This is a genomic window from Pseudomonas sp. BF-B-26 (genome assembly GCF_019956495.1).
Classification (GTDB): Bacteria; Pseudomonadota; Gammaproteobacteria; order Pseudomonadales; family Pseudomonadaceae; genus Aquipseudomonas.
Genome location: NZ_JAHBDP010000022.1, coordinates 1 through 19489 on the forward strand (window position 1 = coordinate 1; position 19489 = coordinate 19489).

19 protein-coding genes are annotated in these 19489 nt (G+C 59.2%); 10 read left to right on the top strand and 9 right to left on the bottom strand.

From position 1 onward, the window contains the following. Positions 1-242: 242 nt before the first annotated feature. The 5 genes from ureE (at position 243) to KGB03_RS01630 (ending at position 4069) form a co-directional block, all read left to right on the top strand. Positions 243-743, top strand: coding sequence for an urease accessory protein UreE (gene ureE / locus KGB03_RS01610; protein ID WP_111449234.1), 501 nt, complete (start codon positions 243-245; stop codon positions 741-743). Then, entirely contained in the window at positions 740-1414 is a 675-nt protein-coding gene (locus KGB03_RS01615) for an urease accessory protein UreF (protein WP_223526058.1), read from the top strand. Before ureE ends, KGB03_RS01615 begins: the two co-directional genes overlap by 4 nt. 37 nt (positions 1415-1451) lie before the next feature. After that, a complete protein-coding gene (gene ureG / locus KGB03_RS01620) occupies positions 1452-2066 on the top strand; it encodes an urease accessory protein UreG (RefSeq protein ID WP_074873292.1) in 615 nt (204 codons plus the stop codon). Positions 2067-2100: 34 nt separating this feature from the next. Continuing rightward, positions 2101-2673 (top strand): HupE/UreJ family protein, encoded by a 573-nt coding sequence (locus tag KGB03_RS01625; RefSeq protein ID WP_223526060.1) that lies wholly within the window; start codon positions 2101-2103, stop codon positions 2671-2673. A 262-nt stretch (positions 2674-2935) separates the two neighbouring features. Next, positions 2936-4069, top strand: a complete 1134-nt coding sequence (locus tag KGB03_RS01630) for an AGE family epimerase/isomerase (RefSeq protein ID WP_223526062.1) — start codon at positions 2936-2938, stop codon at positions 4067-4069. A gap of 118 nt (positions 4070-4187) precedes the next feature. On the opposite strand, the gene KGB03_RS01635 is transcribed toward KGB03_RS01630, so the two are convergent. The 8 genes from KGB03_RS01635 to KGB03_RS01670 all read right to left on the bottom strand — a co-directional run bounded on the left by KGB03_RS01635 (position 4188) and on the right by KGB03_RS01670 (position 14194). Next, positions 4188-4955, bottom strand: coding sequence for an SDR family oxidoreductase (locus tag KGB03_RS01635; protein WP_038978733.1), 768 nt, complete (start codon positions 4953-4955; stop codon positions 4188-4190). Positions 4956-5808: 853 nt separating this feature from the next. Next, the gene (locus KGB03_RS01640) at positions 5809-6525 is read right to left on the bottom strand and encodes an ABC transporter ATP-binding protein (RefSeq protein WP_008153378.1); all 717 of its coding nucleotides are present in this window, start codon (positions 6523-6525) and stop codon (positions 5809-5811) included. Next, positions 6522-7397, bottom strand: a complete 876-nt coding sequence (locus KGB03_RS01645; protein WP_111449239.1) for an ABC transporter ATP-binding protein — start codon at positions 7395-7397, stop codon at positions 6522-6524. Before KGB03_RS01645 ends, KGB03_RS01640 begins: the two co-directional genes overlap by 4 nt. Next, positions 7394-8677, bottom strand: coding sequence for a high-affinity branched-chain amino acid ABC transporter permease LivM (gene livM, locus KGB03_RS01650; protein WP_111449240.1), 1284 nt, complete (start codon positions 8675-8677; stop codon positions 7394-7396). Before livM ends, KGB03_RS01645 begins: the two co-directional genes overlap by 4 nt. Positions 8678-8680: 3 nt before the next feature. Next, a complete protein-coding gene (locus tag KGB03_RS01655) occupies positions 8681-9595 on the bottom strand; it encodes an ABC transporter permease subunit (protein WP_111449241.1) in 915 nt (304 codons plus the stop codon). 172 nt (positions 9596-9767) lie between these two features. Further along, positions 9768-10901, bottom strand: a complete 1134-nt coding sequence (locus KGB03_RS01660; RefSeq protein ID WP_111449242.1) for a branched-chain amino acid ABC transporter substrate-binding protein — start codon at positions 10899-10901, stop codon at positions 9768-9770. Positions 10902-11265: 364 nt separating this feature from the next. Further along, the gene (locus KGB03_RS01665; protein ID WP_223526064.1) at positions 11266-12549 is read right to left on the bottom strand and encodes an NAD(P)/FAD-dependent oxidoreductase; all 1284 of its coding nucleotides are present in this window, start codon (positions 12547-12549) and stop codon (positions 11266-11268) included. Between the two features lie 154 nt (positions 12550-12703). Then, on the bottom strand, positions 12704-14194 hold the full coding sequence (locus KGB03_RS01670; protein WP_008153370.1) for an aldehyde dehydrogenase family protein: 1491 nt from the start codon (positions 14192-14194) through the stop codon (positions 12704-12706). 174 nt (positions 14195-14368) lie between these two features. On the opposite strand from KGB03_RS01670, the gene KGB03_RS01675 reads away from it, so the two are divergent. The 3 genes from KGB03_RS01675 (at position 14369) to nadE (ending at position 17570) form a co-directional block, all read left to right on the top strand. Then, entirely contained in the window at positions 14369-15280 is a 912-nt protein-coding gene (locus KGB03_RS01675; protein WP_074873261.1) for a LysR family transcriptional regulator, read from the top strand. A 231-nt stretch (positions 15281-15511) separates the two neighbouring features. Continuing rightward, a complete protein-coding gene (gene pncB, locus KGB03_RS01680; RefSeq protein WP_192409991.1) occupies positions 15512-16738 on the top strand; it encodes a nicotinate phosphoribosyltransferase in 1227 nt (408 codons plus the stop codon). A gap of 4 nt (positions 16739-16742) precedes the next feature. Further along, a complete protein-coding gene (nadE, locus tag KGB03_RS01685) occupies positions 16743-17570 on the top strand; it encodes an ammonia-dependent NAD(+) synthetase (RefSeq protein ID WP_111449245.1) in 828 nt (275 codons plus the stop codon). 65 nt (positions 17571-17635) lie between these two features. Here the strand turns inward: nadE and azu are convergent, their stop codons facing one another. Continuing rightward, positions 17636-18082, bottom strand: coding sequence for an azurin (gene azu, locus KGB03_RS01690; RefSeq protein WP_111449246.1), 447 nt, complete (start codon positions 18080-18082; stop codon positions 17636-17638). A gap of 343 nt (positions 18083-18425) precedes the next feature. On the opposite strand from azu, the gene KGB03_RS01695 reads away from it, so the two are divergent. Then, the gene (locus KGB03_RS01695) at positions 18426-19013 is read left to right on the top strand and encodes a TIGR00730 family Rossman fold protein (protein WP_008157022.1); all 588 of its coding nucleotides are present in this window, start codon (positions 18426-18428) and stop codon (positions 19011-19013) included. 68 nt (positions 19014-19081) lie between these two features. After that, the gene (locus KGB03_RS01700; RefSeq protein ID WP_008157021.1) at positions 19082-19273 is read left to right on the top strand and encodes a hypothetical protein; all 192 of its coding nucleotides are present in this window, start codon (positions 19082-19084) and stop codon (positions 19271-19273) included. Positions 19274-19489 lie beyond the last annotated feature (216 nt).

Sequence of the window (19489 nt, forward strand, 5' to 3'; positions counted from 1 at the left end):
GGCGTCGGTACATCCAGCATCTATGTGACTGGAATACCGCCTTCGCGAGCAAGCCCGCTCCCACATGAACCACCCACCTCGCTGCAATTTGGTGCGTTCAACAATCATGCGCACCAAGTTCATTCAGTTTCCTGCAACATCCTGACCCTCCCACCAAGTTACGACAGGCATTTCCTACGCATCACCCGATTGGCAAGCCCCTTGCTCTAGCCTAAGCATCGTCCAATGCTGGAAGCCTTCCGATGCTGGTGATTCATCGCAGAATCGACCCTCAACCCGTCTGGGCCGCCGAGTTGCACCTGACCTTCGAAGCCCGGAGCAAAAGCCGTTTGCGCTGTTTCAGTGCCGAGGGTGAAGACGTCGGGCTGTTTTTAGAGCGCGGTCAGCCACCGCTGCATGACGGCGAGTGCCTGCAAGCCGAAGACGGGCGCATCGTGCGCGTCTGTGCCCGGGCCGAACAACTGCTGCACGTCACCTGCGCCAACGCTTTCGAACTGACTCGCGCGGCCTATCACCTGGGCAACCGCCACGTCGCCCTGCAAGTCGGCGATGGCTGGTTGCGCCTGCTCGACGACTACGTGCTCAAGGCCATGCTCGAACAGCTTGATGCCAAGGTCGAAAACATTGAAGCACCGTTCCAGCCGGAACACGGCGCCTACGGCGGCGGCCATCACCACTCGCGCCACGGCGATGAGGACTTCAACTACCCGCCAAAACTGCACCAGTTCGGCGTGCGGCTATGAACCCGGCCTGGGCGCTGTTGCGCCTGGCCAGTCCGCAGTTGCCGATTGGCGGATACAGCTATTCCCAAGGTCTGGAAATGGCGGTGGATAACGGCCGGGTGAATGATCCTGACAGCGCCCGTCGCTGGATCAGTGATCAGTTACTGCTGAACCTGGCGCGTTTCGAAGCGCCGTTGCTGCTCGCCCATTGCGTGGCTGCCCTTGATGGAAACTGGGGTGAATTGCTGCAACGCTGCGAAGAACATCGCGCCAGCCGGGAAACTCGCGAGCTGCATCAGGAAAGCCGGCAGATGGGTTATTCGTTGCAGCAACTGCTCAACGGTTTGCCAGAACTCGATGCGCCCGCCCGTGCTTTTCTCGAACAACGTCCCGAGCCGCACCTGGCCCTCGGCTGGGCACTGGCCGCTCGCGCCTGGAATATCAGCCCGCAAGATGCGCTGGCGGCGTGGCTCTGGAGCTGGCTGGAAAACCAATTGGCGGTGCTGATGAAAACCCTGCCACTGGGCCAGCAAGCCGCGCAACGCCTGACCAGCCAATTGCTGCCGCTGCTGCAAGAGGCTCAGCAGAACGCCACCCGAATCAACCCCGAACACTATGGCAGCGCTGCTTTCGGCCTGTCCCTGGCGTGCATGGCCCATGAGCGCCAGTACAGCCGTCTATTCCGTTCCTAGGGCCTGTTATTTTGGCCCTGTTATTTTGGAGAAGCACATGAACACACAACCTCTGCGCGTCGGCATCGGCGGCCCGGTCGGCTCCGGCAAAACCGCGTTGACTTTGGCCCTGTGCCTGGCGCTACGCGACCGCTACAACCTGGCGGTGGTCACCAACGACATCTACACCCGTGAAGACGCCGACTTTCTGGTGCGCAACGAAGCCCTGGCGCCAGAGCGCATCATCGGCGTGGAAACCGGCGGCTGCCCGCACACGGCAATCCGCGAAGACGCCTCGATCAACCTCGAAGCCGTGGACCAACTGAACCGCCGCTTTCCTGGGCTGGACCTGATCCTTGTGGAGTCCGGTGGCGACAACCTGTCTGCCACCTTCAGCCCGGAACTGTCCGACCTGACCATTTACGTGATCGATGTCTCGGCCGGCGACAAGCTGCCGCGCAAGGGTGGGCCGGGGATCTGCAAATCGGATCTGCTGGTGATCAACAAAATCGACCTCGCGCCCTTGGTGGGTGCATCGCTGGAACTGATGGACAGCGACACCAAGCGCATGCGCAACGGCAAACCGTTCGTTTTCAGCAACCAGAAAACCGGCCTCGGCCTGGAAGAAATCATTGCCTTCATCGAACGCCAGGGCCTGCTGATAGCGGCGTGAACGCCCTCAATTTTTATCAACAAGGAAGCTATCCATGACACTTAAACGCATTCTGGGCGCCATGGCCCTGCTGCTGACCCCGGCCATCGCCTTCGCCCACCCGGGGCATGGCGACAACGGTTTGATCGCCGGCATCAGCCACCCGGTCGGTGGCCTCGATCACTTGTTGGCGATGGTTGCGGTCGGTTTGTGGGCGGCACAACAGAAAGGCGCTGCACGCTGGGCGCTGCCGTGCACATTCGTCGGCATCATGCTGATCGGCGGGTTGCTGGGGTTTGAAGGGCTGAACCTGCCGGCGCTGGAGAGCGCGATTGCGGCGTCGGTGCTGGCGCTGGGTCTGGCGGTGGCGTTGGCCGTGCGCCCGCCGTTGAGCCTCGCCGTTGCGGCAACCGCTTTGTTTGCGCTGTTCCATGGGGTGGCGCACGGACTGGAGTTGCCGCAGATGTCGAGCCCTTGGGCGTATGCAGCGGGGTTTGTAGCGGCGACAGCTGCGTTGCATGGATTGGGTTACGCCGTAGTGCGGGTGTTACCGCAAGCGGTGGCGCCGTTGGTTCGACTGGCGGGGGCGGCCTCGGCGGCGACTGGCGTGTGGTTGTTGGCGGGTTGATTTCTTTATCGCCTGTGATGGCCTCATCGCGAGCAAGCTCAGCTCCCACAATGGAATGCGTACTCCTGTGGGAGCCGAGCTTGCTCGCGATAGCGGTCTGACAGACACCGCCTCTCTCCAGTCGGTCTCTCCCACAATGGAATGCGTACTTCTGTGGGAGCCGAGCTTGCTCGCGATAGCGGTCTGATAGACACCACATCTCTCTGGCCGACCTCTCTGCTAACATGTCGCGCAATCAACCCTGCCGTGACGACGCCAGCCAATGCCGCCTGTTTCCCGCTCCGCCTCCCAGCCTGAATTGACCGCTCTGTTTGCCTCGGTGCAACAGCACTTTTTGGACGTGATCGTGCCGCTCTGGCAAGGGCCCGGCTGGAATGCCGACATGGCGCTGCCCTATGAAGCGCTGGACGCCGAGCACCAACCGCTGCCGCCCCAACGCTACCGGGCGATGGCCTGCGCGCGGCAGCTTTACCTGTTTTCCAGCCTGATCGGCCAGGTACCGGCCACCGAAGAGCGCGCCGCAGCGCTGTTCCGCTCCCTGCAGCAGCATTTCCACGATGCCGAGCATGGCGGCTGGTTCTATAGCGTCGACCCCCAGGGTGCACCGCTGGATCAGCGCAAAGACCTCTATACCCACGCTTTCATCCTGTTCGCCTGCGCCCATTACTGGGACAAGGTCCGCGAGCCGCGGGTGGAATCGGTACTCAACGCCGCACTAGAAGTGGTCGCGCAGCGCTTTGCCACGGGCGACGGCCTGTACGAAGCCAGCCTCGACCGTGACTGGTCTTCGCTTGAGTCGGGGCCGCTGCAAAACCCCCTGATGCACTTGGCCGAAGCTTTCCTCGCCACGCTGTCGGTGCGCGAAGACGTCGCCGTGCAAGACGCGCTCGTCGAGTTATGCACAGCCATGCAGAAGCGTTTTATCGACCCGCAACACTGTGTGCTGATGGAAAAACCGCTGGGCGCTGTGGATAACTGGTTTGAACCGGGGCATCAGTTCGAGTGGTATTTCCTGCTGGAGTCGTCTTCGTTGCTGCGTGGTTCGACCCTGCATGCTTCTCTGGAACGCGCCTTTGCGTTCACCGAACAACTGGGTGTCGATCAACAGACCGGCGCCGTGCGGGCGATGCTCGACCTGGAACCGGACAGCCCACCTCGGGACGCTACACAGCGAATCTGGGCGCAGGCTGAATACCTGCGTGCCCTGACCTTGCGGCCAGACAGCGAGGCCGCGGTGCTACGCCAATTGCAGGCGCTGCAACAGCATTCCCTGCACAAGGGTGGCTGGTATGAGTGTCGTGATGAGAACGGTGATGTGACACGTCGGGACATGCCGTCGACCACACCTTATCACTTGGCAACCTGCTATCGCGGACTGGCCGACTATCTTCGCTGATTGGGCGATCGCCTTCGCGAGCAAGCCCGCTCCCACAGGGGTTGTGTCGTTCGCGAAATGGCGATTCAACATAAAACCTGTGGGAGCGTGGCTTGCCCGCGATGGCCGTTACGCGGCCTTAAGCCTTGGCATTACGCTCAATCGCAAACCCACTCCACGTCTGGCTCACCGGCATCAGCTCCAGGCTGTTGATGTTGATGTGAGCCGGGGCATTGAGCACCCAGAAAATGGTCTCGGCGATGTCTTGCGGCTGGATCGGCTCGGCACCGGCGTAGGTCGCGTTGTAACGCTCCTGGTCACCGGCGAAACGCACCAGTGAGAACTCGCTTTCGCACAGGCCCGGCTCGATATTGCTCACCCGCACACCCGTACCTTGCAGGTCGCAGCGCAGGTTCAGGGAGAACTGTTTGACGAATGCCTTGCTCGCGCCATACACATGGCTACCCGGGTACGGGTAATTGCCGGCGATGGAGCCAAGGTTGACGATGCCGGCACCGCGACCGTGAGCGATCAGGCGGGGCAACAACAGACGAGTGCTGTACATCAGGCCTTTGATGTTGGTGTCGACCATGGTGTCCCAATCGTCGAGGTCGCACTTGGGCGCCGGGTCAACGCCCAGGGCCAGCCCGGCGTTGTTGATCAGCCCGCGCAGTTTGGCGAAGGACGGCGGCAGGTTGGCAATCGCCTCCTCCATGGCCTTGCGATCACGCACGTCGAGCACCAGGCCATGCACCTCGGTCTGCTTCGACAACTCGGCGCACAGCGCATTGAGGCGCTCTTCACGACGACCGGTCAGCACCAGTTTCCAGCCGGCCTCGGCAAAACGACGGGCGCAGGCTTCACCAAAACCGGAGGTCGCGCCGGTAATAAACAGGGTGTTGGACATCGTGTTCTCCTTGCTTCGGCTGATCGACAGCCACTGGAATAGAAAATCAGCAGCCAGCATGCCCGGCCTTGCCCACAGCGGCAACTACCGTACGAGCTGTACAAAAAACGATCAAACGTTGCGACGCCTTACCTGCCGTGGCTTTCAGCCATGTGCGCGCACCTTATCCACAGGCCGGTCCACAGTTTCCGGGGGCAAGTGGAAAAGCTGTAAGCCGCTGTGTACAAGGCTTTGCGGGCAAATTGGAAATTTTTTTGCTTGACCCTGGATCGCCGGGTGTGTAGCCCATGGCATTTTGCACGATTGACCGGTCATACCGACGATGGCGCCAAGCCAGTAACTACGGCCTTCAGCCGAGTCTTTCCAGAGTTTAACCACAGACTTATCCACAGGCAGCTGCACCCTGTTTCTGCCCGTTTTCGTCACCAACAAAAAGGTTGACAAAGCCCGCTCGCGGTCTTGTAAAAACGCCTGATCAAAAAACAACCACAACTCTGCAAGCCACGGTTTCAAAGGCTTTCAGCCAGCTACTCCCACGTTATTCACAGCCAGCTCCACAGCAAACGGGGACAAGTCAAAACCGTGACAAAACAACTATTTGCAGCGGCTTTATGTCGCGCTTTGAGAGCTTGTGAATATTGTTTTCCACAATTTCCAGAAAGCACACAGAGACACCTGTGGAAGATACCTGTGGGAGTGAGCCTGCTCGCGATAGCGGTGGATCAGTCACTTCAACGTTGACTGACCTATCGCTATCGCGAGCAGGCTCACTCCCACATTGATTTGTGGTGTTTGGGAGATGTAAAAAAGCCCCGGCGATTGCTCGTCGGGGCTTGTGCATAACAACGCAGAATCAGTGGCCGCCGAGATAGGCGTTACGCACTTCCTCGTTGACCAGCAGCTCCTTGCCGGTGCCCGTGAGGCGGATCTCGCCGTTGACCATCACGTACGCCCGGTCCGACAGTTTGAGGGCGTGGTTGGCGTTCTGCTCCACCAGGAAGATGGTCATGCCGGTTTTGGCCAGCTCCCGCAGGGTTGCGAAGATCTGTTTCACCACAATTGGCGCCAGACCCAGGCTCGGCTCGTCAAGCAACAACAGTTTCGGCCGGCTCATCAACGCACGTGCGATAGCGAGCATTTGCTGCTCGCCGCCGGACATGGTCATCGCCCTCTGGGTGCGCCGCTCTTCGAGTCGCGGGAACAACTCGAACATGCGTTGCATGTCTTCCTTGGCGTACTTGTCACCGATAGGAATGGTGCCCATCAGCAGGTTTTCCTCGACGGTCATGTCAGGGAACACCCGCCGGCCTTCCGGCGATTGAGCGATGCCGTTGGACGCGATGTAGTGGGACGACTTGTGGGTGATATCCACACCCTGATAGATGATCTGCCCGTCCGCCGCCCGCGGCTGACCGAAAATCGACATCAGCAGGGTCGATTTGCCGGCGCCGTTGGAGCCGATCAGGCTGACCGTTTCCCCCTCATTGATGTGCAGCGAGACATTCTTCAGAGCCTGGATTGGCCCGTAAAACACATCCAGATCCTTCAGTTCGAGGATGGGTTGGCTCATAGCACCACTTCCTCTTCATCGGCGCCCAGGTAGGCCGCAATCACTTTCGGATCGTTACGAATCGCATCAGGCCCGCCCTCGGCGATGACGATGCCGTGGTCCAGCACCACGATGTGGTCGGAAATGCTCATTACCATGCCCATGTCGTGTTCGATCAGCACCACGGTCAGATCGTGCTCGTCGCGCAGCAGCCGGATCATCGCGCTCAGCGCTTCGGTTTCCTGAGGGTTGAGGCCGGCGGCCGGTTCATCGAGGCAGATGATCTGCGGCCGGGTGCACATGGCCCGGGCGATTTCCAGACGGCGTTGCTGACCGTAGGACAGCTCACCGGCCAGACGGTTGGCGCAGTCCACCAGATCCACCACTTCCAGCCAGTAGAACGCGTGGTCCAGCGCATCGCTTTCAGCCTTGCGATAGCCCTTGGTGTTGAGGATGCCGGCCAGCATGTTGCGGTTGACCCACATGTGTTGGGCCACCAGCAGGTTTTCCAGCACCGACATTTCCTTGAACAGGCGAATGTTCTGGAAGGTCCGCGCCAGGCCGGCACGGTTCACCAGATGAGTGCCGCCGAACATCTTGTAGTGGAGCCGGCTGATGAAGTTTTTCGGCGATACAAAATCAGTCGCCTTGAACGGTTCACCCAGCATTTTGATGACATCGGTCCGCTCGCCACGCACGTTGAGTTCGATCTTGCCGCCCGAGGCCTTGTAGAACCCGGTCAGGCAGTTGAACACGGTGGTTTTGCCGGCGCCATTGGGGCCGATCAGGGCGAAGATCGAGTTGCGCTTGACCTTCAGGCTGACATCGTTCAACGCCTTGATGCCGCCGAAGTGCATCATCAGCTTCTCGACCGAGAGTACGACTTCGCTCATGGCGCTACTCCTTTACGCGGGGTCACACCGGTACGGCTGATCCGAATCAGGCCGCGCGGTCGCCAGATCATCATCAACACCATCAGGACGCCGAACAGCAGCACGCGATATTCCGCGAACCCCCGCAGCAGTTCCGGGGCGACGGTCAGCACGAACGCCGCAATCACCACGCCGATGGTCGAGCCCATGCCGCCGAGTACCACGATGGCGAGGATCAATGCCGATTCGAAGAAGGTGAACGAGGTCGGGTTGACGAAACCTTGATAGGTGGCGAAGAACACACCCGCCAGACCGGCCGTCGATGCACCGATGGTGAACGCCGAGAGCTTCACCAAAACATGGTTCAGGCCCATGGAACGGCAAGCGATTTCATCTTCACGCAAGGCTTCCCAGGCGCGACCGACCGGCATGCGAGTCAGGCGGTGCTTGATGTACAGCACGGCCAATACCACCAGGAACAACACCGCATAGATGAAGTAGTACTTCACATCCGGGTTGTAGGCAATGCCAAAGAACTCATGGAAAGGTACGCCGCCGTCCTTTGCTCTTTTGCCGAACTCGAGGCCGAAGAACGTCGGCAACGGGGCCGGCATACCATTTGGGCCGCCAGTCAGTGACAGCCAGTTGTTGAGAATCAGACGGATGATTTCACCGAAGCCCAGGGTCACGATCGCCAGGTAGTCACCGTGCAGGCGCAGCACCGGGAAACCGAGGATGCAACCGGCAAGGCCCGCAGTGATCGCCGCCAGCGGCAGCACCGTCCAGAAGCCCAGCCCCAGGTATTGATATCCGAGCGCCAAACCGTAGGCACCGATGGCGTAGAACGCCACGTAACCCAGGTCGAGCAGACCAGCCAGACCGACCACAATGTTCAACCCCAGGCCCAGCAACACGTAGATCAGTCCGAGGATGACCACGCCCAACAGGTAGGAGTTGGAGAAGAACGGGAACACCACGGCGATGACAATCACCAGCGGCACGATCCAGCGCAGGCGGGTTTTGTAATCGGGTGGCAGTACATGAACCCCGGAGCCGGTGCTTTCAAAGCCTTCGAGGATTTTCAGGCCCTTGGGGGATTGCAGGAACAGGCTCAGGGCAAAGCGGCCGGCCATGACAATCGCAACGATCCAGGCCACGCGCGTCGGCTGCAGGTTGAAGCCGTAGCCGTCAAGGACAATGCCGACAATCGGGCCGAACACAATCAGGGCGACAAGGCCGGCAAGAATCGCGTCAACCAGGCTTCTTTTGACATCAATGGTTTTTTTAGTGGTTGAAGACATCGCTTACACCTTCGACACAAGAGGACGGCCGAGCAGGCCTTGGGGCCGAAAGACCAGAACGAGAACGAGCAGCGAGAAGCTGAAAACGTCTTTGTAGTCCGAGTTCACCAGACCTGAGAACAGCGACTCGGAGATCCCGAGAATGATCCCGCCGAGCATGGCGCCAGGCAGCGAACCAATGCCGCCAAGTACCGCAGCGGTGAACGCCTTGATGCCGATGACGAAGCCTGCGTAGAAGTCGAACGTGCCGTAGTTCATGGTGATCAACACGCCGGCCAGGGCCGCCATTGCTGCACCGATGATGAACACATAGGAAATCACTCGATCGGTGTTGATCCCTAGAATCGAGGCCATCTTGCGGTCTTGCTGGGTCGCGCGGCACATGCGGCCGAGCTTGGTGTACTTGATGACGTAGGTCAGCAGGCCCATCCCGACAAACGCGGCGACCAGAATGAAGATCTTGGTGTAGGTGAGTTGTACGAAGCCGCTCCCGACTTCAACTCGCCATGCACCGGTCAGCAGTGTAGGTACGCCTTGTTGACGGGCGCCCTGGGCGATCTGTGCATAGTTTTGCAGGATCAGCGAAATACCGATGGCGCTGATCAGCGGTGCCAGTCGTGTGGAGTTGCGCAACGGTTTGTAGGCGACGCGCTCGATGACCCAGCCATACACCGCCGTGACGATGATGGTGAAGACCAGGGTGCCGAGCATCAGCAGAGGGAAGGATTCAATACCGAAGTAAGCCAGCAGAGCCAGACTGATTGCCGCGAGGTAAGCGGAAATCATGTAAACCTCGCCGTGGGCGAAGTTGATCATGCCGATGATGCCATAGACCATTGTGTAGCCGATGGCGATCAGGCCATAGACCGACCCGAGGGTCAGGCCGTTGACCAGTTGCTGCAGGAAAATACCATCCATAACGCAATCTCACGCATTTGAGAGACTGCACAGAAGCGGGTTGCAACGGACCGGGGTTCAGCCGCCGGCGCAACACGGTTGTGTGCAGCTCTACGAGAAAAGACAGGTACTGCACGGACATGTTGATTGATCTGCCCGGTGCACCAGGCCCCGGGCAGATCAGCAGTTCATATCACTTCTGTTTTTCCAGCTGGTGGTATTTGCCGTCCTTGTCCCACTGGTAAACCACGTAGTCGGAGACTTTCAGGTCGCCTTTGCTGTCCCAGGTCTTCTCGCCCATGACGGTTTTGACTGGGTTCTTCTTCAGCCACGCGGCAGCGTCTTCGCCCTTGTTGGACTTGGCGCCGTTGAAAGCTGCAGCCAGGGTTTGAACCGAAGCGTAGGCGTACAAGGTGTAGCCTTCAGGCTCGGTGCCTTTTTTGCGGAACTCGTCCACTACCGTCTTGCTGTCAGGCAGCAGGCGCGGGTCGGCGCCGAAGGTCATGTACACGCCGTCAACGTTTTGCGGGCCACCGGCGGTGGTCACCAGCTCGTCGGTCACGATGCCGTCATCGGACATGAACTTGACGTCTTTGAGGCCTTGTTCACGCAGTTGGCGAACCAGTGGACCAGCTTCCGGGTGCAAGCCGCCGAAGTAGACCACGTCGGCACCGGCCGCACGGATCTTGGTCACCACGGCGCTGAAGTCTTTCTCGCCGCGGGTCAGGCCTTCGTACAACACTGGCGTTACGCCGCGCTTGACCAGTTGTGCCTTGGTGGCGTCCGCCAGACCCTGACCGTAGGTGTCTTTGTCGTGCAGCACCACGACTTTCTTGCCTTTGAGCACGTCGACGATGTAGTCGCCGGCCACGATGCCTTGCTGGTCGTCACGACCGCACATACGGAACATGGCGCTCAGGCCGCGTTCGGTAACTTGTGGGTTGGTGGAGCCTGGAGTGATCGCGATGATGCCCGCTTCGTCGTAGATCTCCGAAGCCGGGATGGTCGAGGAGGAGCAGAAGTGACCGACTACGCCAGCGACTTTCTGGTTGGTCAGGTCCTTGGCGACCGTCACAGCCTGTTTCGGTTCGCAGGCGTCATCGCCTTTGACCAGTACGATTTTTTCCCCGTTTACGCCGCCCGCTGCGTTGACCGCATCGGCCGCAGCCTGTGCACCCTTCATGTACTGCTCGCCAAATGCCGCGTTGGCGCCTGTCATAGGTCCCGCCACACCGATTTTCACATCAGCCTGTGCAAACGCAGAAACACCCAACGCAGTTGCCACTGCGAGGGCCAAAAAGCCTTTTTTGTAAAACGTCTGGGACATGAGGTGGTGCTCCAAGGGTTTTTTTTAGTTGGCACTGCGACTTCCTGAATGCTCAGAGCAAGGGCCGTGCCATCGGTTTTTTATTCTGAAAAAAGTCGCTGCTTTATTGTTATTTCGACTGTTTCGATCCCATTTTCATTGGGCGTGCAACCGTCTAAACCGCGGAAGGTGAAACCATTTATTTTTAAAGGCGCAACCCTAGCGCGCCATCATTGCAACCGCGGCGCCAAACGACGTGCAACCAGCCTGTAACAACGTGCGTCACCGAAGTGCACACTGCTGGTGCGCAACTGCTACAACCCGCACCTTTTACAGGCTAGCCGCTGCGCGAAAAAGCGCCGCTTTCAGCAACAAATTTCAACAATCAAATAACGATCCGCAGGCACTGGCCTGCGTGATACAGCGAGAATCCGGCCTCGTACAGACAGCTGCGCAATCCCACACCCGCCAATGGCTGCATGGGCGCAAAGGGAATCGGCAGCGCTTGAGGATTACCGTTACACAGATAATCGGCAAAGGCTTTACCGACCACCGTGCCAGTCGTGACGCCCCGGCCGTTGTAACCGGTGACTGCCACTAAACCGGGCGCTGGCTCGAACAAACGCATCAAATGATCGGGGGTGAAGGCGATGCAACCGGTCCAGGTGCACTCCCATTCCACCGGTTTGAGATAAGGAAAATAGTGCTGCTGAACCCGGTCGGCCCAGGCTTTGAGAAACCAGGTCGGTTTCTGATTGCCATTACCGAGACTGCCGAGCAGCAGACGGCCGTCCTTATCGCGACGAATACTGCTGAGGACCTGGCGGGTGTCCCAGGAACCCTGGCCACCGGGGAGAATTTGCTGCGCAGCCTCTTCGGTCAGCGGGACCGACGCCACTTGATAGTAATAACCGGGGAAGAAGTTACGCCGCAATTGCGTCCAGTCACCTTCGGTGTAGGCGTTGGAGGCAATCACCACTTGCTCGGCAAGCACCGAACCCTGAGCGGTTTGTACCGACCAGTGCTGGCCCTGACGTTCGAGTCGGGTCACCGGGGAATGATCGAACAACTGACCGCCGAGACCGATGGCCGCTTTGGCCAGCCCCGTCGTGTAAGCCATTGGGTTGATCGTGCCGGCACGTCGATCGAGCAGCGCAGCGGCGATCTTTTTGGTGCCTGTTGCTTGTTCGCAGGCTTGACCGGTCAGCAGTTCCACCGGCGCGCCACGACGTTTCCATTGTTCTTCACGACTGCGCAAATCCGCTTCGCCACGGGCGTTGTGCGCCATGTGCAGCGTGCCTTCGCGACGCAGCTGGCAGTCGATGTTGTACTTATCCACAAGGCTGAACACCAGGGACGGTGCCGCACCGAGCATGCGATTGAGCTGACTGCCGACCGCCTCGCCAAAACCGGCTTCGATCTCGTCCGGTGGAATCCACATCCCGGCATTGACCAGCCCGACGTTGCGCCCCGATCCGCCATGACCGGCGCGATGGGCTTCCAGTACACAGACGCTTTTGCCTTTTTCCAGCAGATGCACCGCCGCCGACAGACCGGTAAAACCGGCGCCGATGACGCAGACATCGACCGTCACTTCGCCCTTGAGCGCCGTGTTGTCAGGCCTTTGCGGCGTCAGTTTTTCCCACAGACACTCTTCGCGTAACGGCATTGCCAGACTCCAACAAAAACCTAACAGATACACAGTTCAAGTGTGGGAGCGGGCTTGCTCGCGAAGGCGGCGGCACATCCAACATTAATGTGACTGACAGACCGATTTCGCGAGCAAGCCCGCTCCCACAGGGGATCACTGTTCGACTCGAGATTTAGTCGAAGGTAATGCCTTGAGCCAACGGCAATTCCAGCGAATAGTTCACGGTGTTGGTCTGACGGCGCATGTAGCCGCGCCATGCATCGGAACCGGATTCACGACCGCCGCCCGTTTCTTTCTCGCCGCCAAACGCCCCGCCGATTTCCGCACCGCTCGGGCCGATGTTGACGTTGGCGATGCCGCAGTCGCTGCCTACCGCCGACATGAACTGCTCGGCTTCACGCACGTCAGTGGTGAAGATGCACGACGACAGGCCTTGTGGCACGGCGTTGTTCAGGCGCAGCGCTTCATCGAAGTCCTTGTAACCGACCACGTACAGAATCGGCGCGAAGGTTTCGTGGCAAACCACATCGCTCTGCTCCGGCATTTCAACGATGGCCGGCGAGACGTAATAAGCGTTAGGGAATTTGTCTTCCAGTTGGCGCTTGCCGCCGAACACCCGGCCGCCTTCGCTCAAGGCCTGCTCAAGCGCGTCCTGCATGTTTTCGAAGCTGTGTTTGTCGATCAGTGGACCGATCAGATTGCCTTCCAGAGGGTTGCCGATACGCACTTTGGAGTACGCGGCTTTCAGGCGGGTGACGATTTCTTCTTTCACCGATTCATGGGCAATCAGGCGACGCAACGTGGTGCAACGCTGACCGGCAGTGCCGACGGCGCTGAACAGGATGGCTCGTACGGCCATGTCCAGGTCGGCGCTTGGGCCGAGGATCATTGCGTTGTTGCCGCCCAACTCCAGAATGCTGCGAGCGAAACGTGCGGCGATTTTCGGCGCCACTTCACGGCCCATACGGGTGCTGCCGGTGGCGCTGATCAGCGCGACACGCGGGTCATCGACCAGGGCTTCGCCGGCATCGCGACCGCCGATAATCACCTGACTCAGGTGCGGCGGCGCGTCGCTGAAGTTCTTCAGTACGCGGTCGAACAGTGCCTGGCAGGCCAGTGCGGTCAGTGGAGTTTTCTCCGACGGTTTCCAGATCACCGGGTTGCCGCAGACCAGCGCCAGCGCGGTGTTCCAGGCCCAGACTGCGACCGGGAAGTTGAATGCGCTGATGACGCCAACGACGCCCAGCGGGTGCCAGGTTTCGCGCATGTGGTGGCCAGGACGCTCGGAAGCGATGGTCAAACCGTACAGCTGACGGGACAGGCCGACGGCGAAATCGCAGATGTCGATCATTTCCTGAACTTCACCCAGACCTTCCTGAGTGATCTTGCCGGCTTCCCAGGACACCAACTCGCCGAGGTCGGCCTTGTACTCGCGCAGGATATCGCCCAGTTGGCGGACCAGTTCGCCACGGCGCGGGGCCGGGACCTTGCGCCACAATTCGAACGCATGATCTGCACGACTGATGTGCTGCTCGACTTCAGCGGCGCCTTCCCAGTTCACGGCGGCGATCTGGCTGCCATCGATCGGCGAATGCACCGGCACTTTGCCGTTCTGGTACAGGGCCGGGTTCACACCAAGACGATCAAGCAATGCGGCAACCATGGGTCACTCCTCAAGCAAAAAACAGAAAACGTGCAGCCGGATTGATTCGGCTGGTGAGGCCTGTAGTTTTAGCGCTCCCGACGTTACCCAACAAACGACCTTTAAGAGAGATATCATTCCGTTTATTCATGCTGCGAATTGCTGGTAAGAAAGAAACAAGAAAAAGGACAACCCATGCTGAATAAACGCTACTTGCCGTCGATCACCGCGCTGCAGTGTTTTGAGGCCGTCACCCGGCATTTGAGCTTCACCCGGGCGGCTGAAGAGCTGAACCTGACCCAGAGCGCTGTGAGCAAACAGGTCGCGCAACTCGAAGAATTGCTGCAGCACCTGTTGTTCCGCCGGGTGCGCCGACGCCTGCAAATGACCCCGGCCGGCGACTTGTACCTGGTGGAGGTAAGAAAAATCCTCACACAGGTTGAGATGTCGACCCACTACCTGCGCTCCTACGGCGGTGAAACCGAAGTCCTGCGCGTCTCGACGCCTCCGACCTTCGGCGCGCGCTGGCTGGTGCCACGTCTGAAAGGCTGGCGTCTGCGCCATCCCTCGATCCACCTGGACCTGTGCAGCGAACAGGAAGCCGACGATCTGTTGCAAGGTCGCAGCGACCTGGCGTTTTATTTCGGCCAGGGCTCACGACCCGGCACTGAATGCCTGAAGCTGTTCGGCGAAGAACTGGTGCCGGTCTGCGCACCGGGCAGCCTGCCGGACACGCCGTTCACCGATCCTACGCAACTCACCGACCTGGTCCTGCTGCAAAACGCCTCCCGGCCCCAGGCCTGGCACGACTGGTTCGACAGTCAGGGCTACCACACCGAACACAGCTACCACGGCCCGCGTTTCGAAACCTTTTATATGTGCATCCGCGCAGCCCAGGTCGGCTGCGGTGTGGCGCTGTTGCCGCGTTTTTTGGTGGAAGAGGAATTGGCCGACGGCAAACTGGTCATACCCTGGCAGCACGCGATGCCCAGCACCGACGCCTATTACCTGGCGTATCCGGAGCACTCGGCGGAAGTGCCGAAGGTGCGCGATTTTGTGAAGTGGATGCTGGAGCAGATTGATAGCCCGGAGACAGCACAAATTTAGGGTTACACCACAATACCTGTGGGAGCGAGCCTGCTCGCGAAGACGGCGGCACATTCAACATAGATGTGACTGAAAGACCGCTTTCGCGAGCAGGCTCGCTCCCACAGTAAACCGTGGCGGTTTAAAAAATCACTGGCAATCCTTACTGCTGATATGCGCCACTAGCCCCATTCATTGAAACAGCTGCAACGTCGCTGCCACGGGCCGCGGCCAGCCTGGAGAACCCCCGTTATGAGCGAGAGCGTGTTTGGCGATCGCATCGTGCAGAACCTGCTCGACACCGACTTCTACAAACTGACGATGATGCAGGCGGTGCTGCACAACTACCCGAACGTGGAAGTCGAATGGGAGTTTCGTTGCCGTAACAGTGAAGATTTGCGCCCGTACCTGGCGGAAATCCGCTTCCAGATCGAGCGCCTTGCCGAGTTGAGCCTGAGCGCCGACCAGTTGAGCTTCATGGAGCGCATCAGCTTCATGAAGCCGGATTTCCTGCGTTTTCTCGGGTTGTTCCGCTTCAATCTGCGCTACATCCACACCGGTATCGAAAACGGCGAGCTGTTCATCCGCCTGCGCGGGCCATGGCTGCACGTGATCCTGTTCGAAGTGCCGCTGCTGTCCATCGTCAGCGAGGTGCGCAACCGCTATCGCTACCGTGAAGTCGTCCTGGAACAGGCGCGTGAGCAGCTCTACCGCAAGTTCGACTGGCTCACCGCCAACGCCAGCGCGCAGGAATTGTCCGAATTGCAGGTCGCCGATTTCGGCACTCGTCGTCGCTTCTCGTACCGCGTGCAGGAAGAAGTGGTGAACGTGCTCAAGCACGATTTCCCCGGTCGTTTTGTCGGCACCAGCAACGTGCACCTTTCACGGGAACTGGACATGAAACCGTTGGGCACCATGGCCCACGAATGGATCATGGCCCATCAGCAACTCGGCCCGCGGCTGATCGACAGTCAGATTGCCGCCCTCGATTGCTGGGTCCGCGAGTACCGTGGCCTTTTGGGGATCGCCCTCACCGACTGCATCACCACCGATGCCTTTCTCAGCGATTTCGACCTGTACTTCGCCAAACTGTTTGACGGCCTGCGCCATGATTCCGGGGATCCGGTGCTCTGGGCGGAAAAGGCCATCGCGCATTATCACAAGCTGGGTATCGACCCGATGAGCAAGACGCTGGTGTTCTCCGACAGCCTGACAATGCCAAGGTCCCTGGAGATTTTTCGGGCGCTGCGCGGTCGGATCAATGTCAGCTTTGGTATCGGCACCAACCTGACGTGCGATATTCCGGGTGTCGAACCGATGAATATCGTGCTTAAAATGGCCGCCTGCAACGGCCAGCCCGTGGCAAAGATTTCCGATGAGCCTGGCAAGACTCACTGCAAAGACCCGAATTTCGTCGCCTATTTGCGACACGTTTTCAAAGTACCTGCTGCCATTTCCAGCACATCAAGCAAGGAGTGAATTCATGCAAGCCGAACAGCGTGAGATTGCTGAACAGCTCAAGGTCCAGCCGCCGTTCGCCGACCAGGCCGCCCTCGAGGCTGAAGTCACCCGGCGGATTACCTTCATCCAGGATTGCCTGGTCAATTCCGGGCTCAAGACCCTGGTGCTCGGCATCAGCGGCGGCGTCGATTCCCTGACCGCCGGTCTGCTGGCCCAGCGTGCCATGCGCGAACTGCGCACACGCACCGGCGACAACAGCTACAAGTTCATCGCCGTGCGCCTGCCGTACGAAACCCAGTTCGACGAACACGACGCCCAGGCCTCGGTGGATTTCATCGCCCCGGACGAGCGCCACACCGTGAACATTGGCCCGGCGGTCAAATCCCTGGCCAGTGAAGTCGCAGCGTTTGAAGGCAAGCACGCAGTCTCGGTGGATTTCGTGCTCGGCAACACCAAGGCGCGGATGCGCATGGTCGCCCAATACACCATCGCCGGCGCAGCCCACGGCCTGGTGATCGGCACTGACCACGCAGCGGAAGCGGTGATGGGCTTCTTCACCAAGTTCGGTGATGGCGCGTGCGACCTGGCTCCACTGAGCGGTCTGGTGAAAAACCAGGTCCGGGACATCGCCCGCAGCTTCGGCGCGCCGGAGTCGCTGGTGGAAAAAATCCCCACGGCCGACCTGGAAGACTTGTCGCCCGGCAAGCCGGATGAAGCGTCCCACGGCGTGACCTATGCCGAGATCGACGCGTTCCTGCACGGCGAACCGGTGCGCGAGGAAGCGTTCAAGATCATCTGCGACACCTATAAAAAGACTCATCACAAGCGAGTGATGCCGTTTGCACCTTGATTGGGCGAACAGACAGGCACAAAAAAGCGTCCACTTGGGACGCTTTTTTTATGCGTTCGATTCGATCACTTCAGGACAACAGTGCCTTTCATCATCGAGATGTGGCCCGGGAACGAGCAGAAGAAACCGTAGCTTTCGCCAGCAGCCAGTTTCGAGATGTCGAAGGTCACCGAATCCGTTTCGCCAGCACCAATGATTTTGGTATGCGCGATGATGCGAGCATCACCTTCTTTCAGGTAGTTCTTCTCGATACCTGCACTCAGACCATCGGTGGCAATTGGCTGCATATCAGCTGTTTTACTCAGCACCCAGTTATGCCCCATGACGTTTTTCGGCAGGCTGCCGGAGTGTTTCAGCTCCACGGTGAACGTCTTGCAGCTCTTGTCGATGCTGATTTCCTTGGTATCGAAGGACATCTGGTCAGTCGAGTCGACAGTGACCTTGCACTCGGCAGCCATCAATTGGCTGCTGGCCAGTGTCAGCAGGGATACTGCAACAAGTTTGGCAAACATGGTGAATCTCCAAGGCAGGGTTAATAAAAGTGCGAATGGACAGAAGACTGCCTGAAAACTTCGCAAGTTCCTATGACCTGAATCAAAAATTGTATACAACTTTCGGGCTATGACACCTATCGAAACAATCTACCAGCCAGACGTCTGGGGCGGCCCTATCATCAGCTCGTCCTCACCCATCTGGAGTGTCAGTCATGTCCCTTAACAGCCTGTTGCGCAGTTTGCTCGCCGCCTATGCCTGTGGCGCCAGCGGAACCTTTGAAACACCTGAACGCGAAGTGTAGACCTTGGAACGCCGCGTGCCTGCCTTTACTCTGTGACCATCCTGACCATGGAGTAAGGCATGTCTTTAGCGTCCGTTTGTGTATTTTGCGGTGCCAGCACTGGCACCAACCCGGCTTATCGTGAAGCGGCTGTCGCCTTGGGGCGAGCATTGGCCGAGCGTAAGCTGACTCTGGTCTATGGCGGTGGCGCCGTCGGGCTGATGGGCATCGTCGCCGATGCTGCGCTGGCGGCCGGTGGTGAAGTGATCGGGATCATCCCGCAAAGCCTCAAAGACAAGGAAATCGGTCACAGCGGCCTGACTCGCCTGGAAGTGGTCGACGGCATGCATGCGCGCAAGGCGCGAATGGCCGAGCTCAGCGACGCCTTTATCGCCCTGCCCGGCGGCCTGGGCACGCTGGAAGAACTGTTCGAAGTCTGGACCTGGGGCCAGCTCGGCTATCATGGAAAACCGCTGGGGCTGCTGGAAGTGAACGGTTTCTACAGCAAGTTGACGTCTTTTCTCGATCATATCGTCGGTGAAGGCTTCGTTCGCGAACCGCACCGTGACATGCTGCAAGTGAGCGAATCGCCGCAAACCCTGCTTGATGAGCTGGATGCCTGGCAGCCGACAGTGGTGCCAAAGTGGATCGAGCAAAAACCCAGCTAACGGCTGGGCATCGATACAGGGCAGAATACGCGCCGCTCAACCTCACCTTCGACCCCAGAGGATCGCCCATGGCTAAACCCAATTATTCCTTCGCCAAACGTCAGAGAGACTTGGCCAAGGAGCAGAAGAAAGAGGAAAAGCTTCAGCGCAAGAAAGCTACAGCTGAAGAAGAAGCCGCCGCACTGAACCCGGATGCAGAAGGTGAAGTGGCCGCAGAAGACGCTGTTGAAGCACCGAAAGATCAGGCGCCCGACGCCTGAGACCCTCAGGGCCCGATGATCTGATCAGGCCCACCGGATCTGTGTCCAGGGTCAGCAGTTCTTTTGCTGACCCTCACAGTCCCATCTGAAATGTCCCCTCCAGAACTGACTTGCACATTCCCATGTGGGAGCGAGCCTGCTCGCGATGACGGCGGCACATTTAGCAATTATTTGACTGATACTCCGCTATCGCGAGCAGGCTCGCTCCCACAGTGG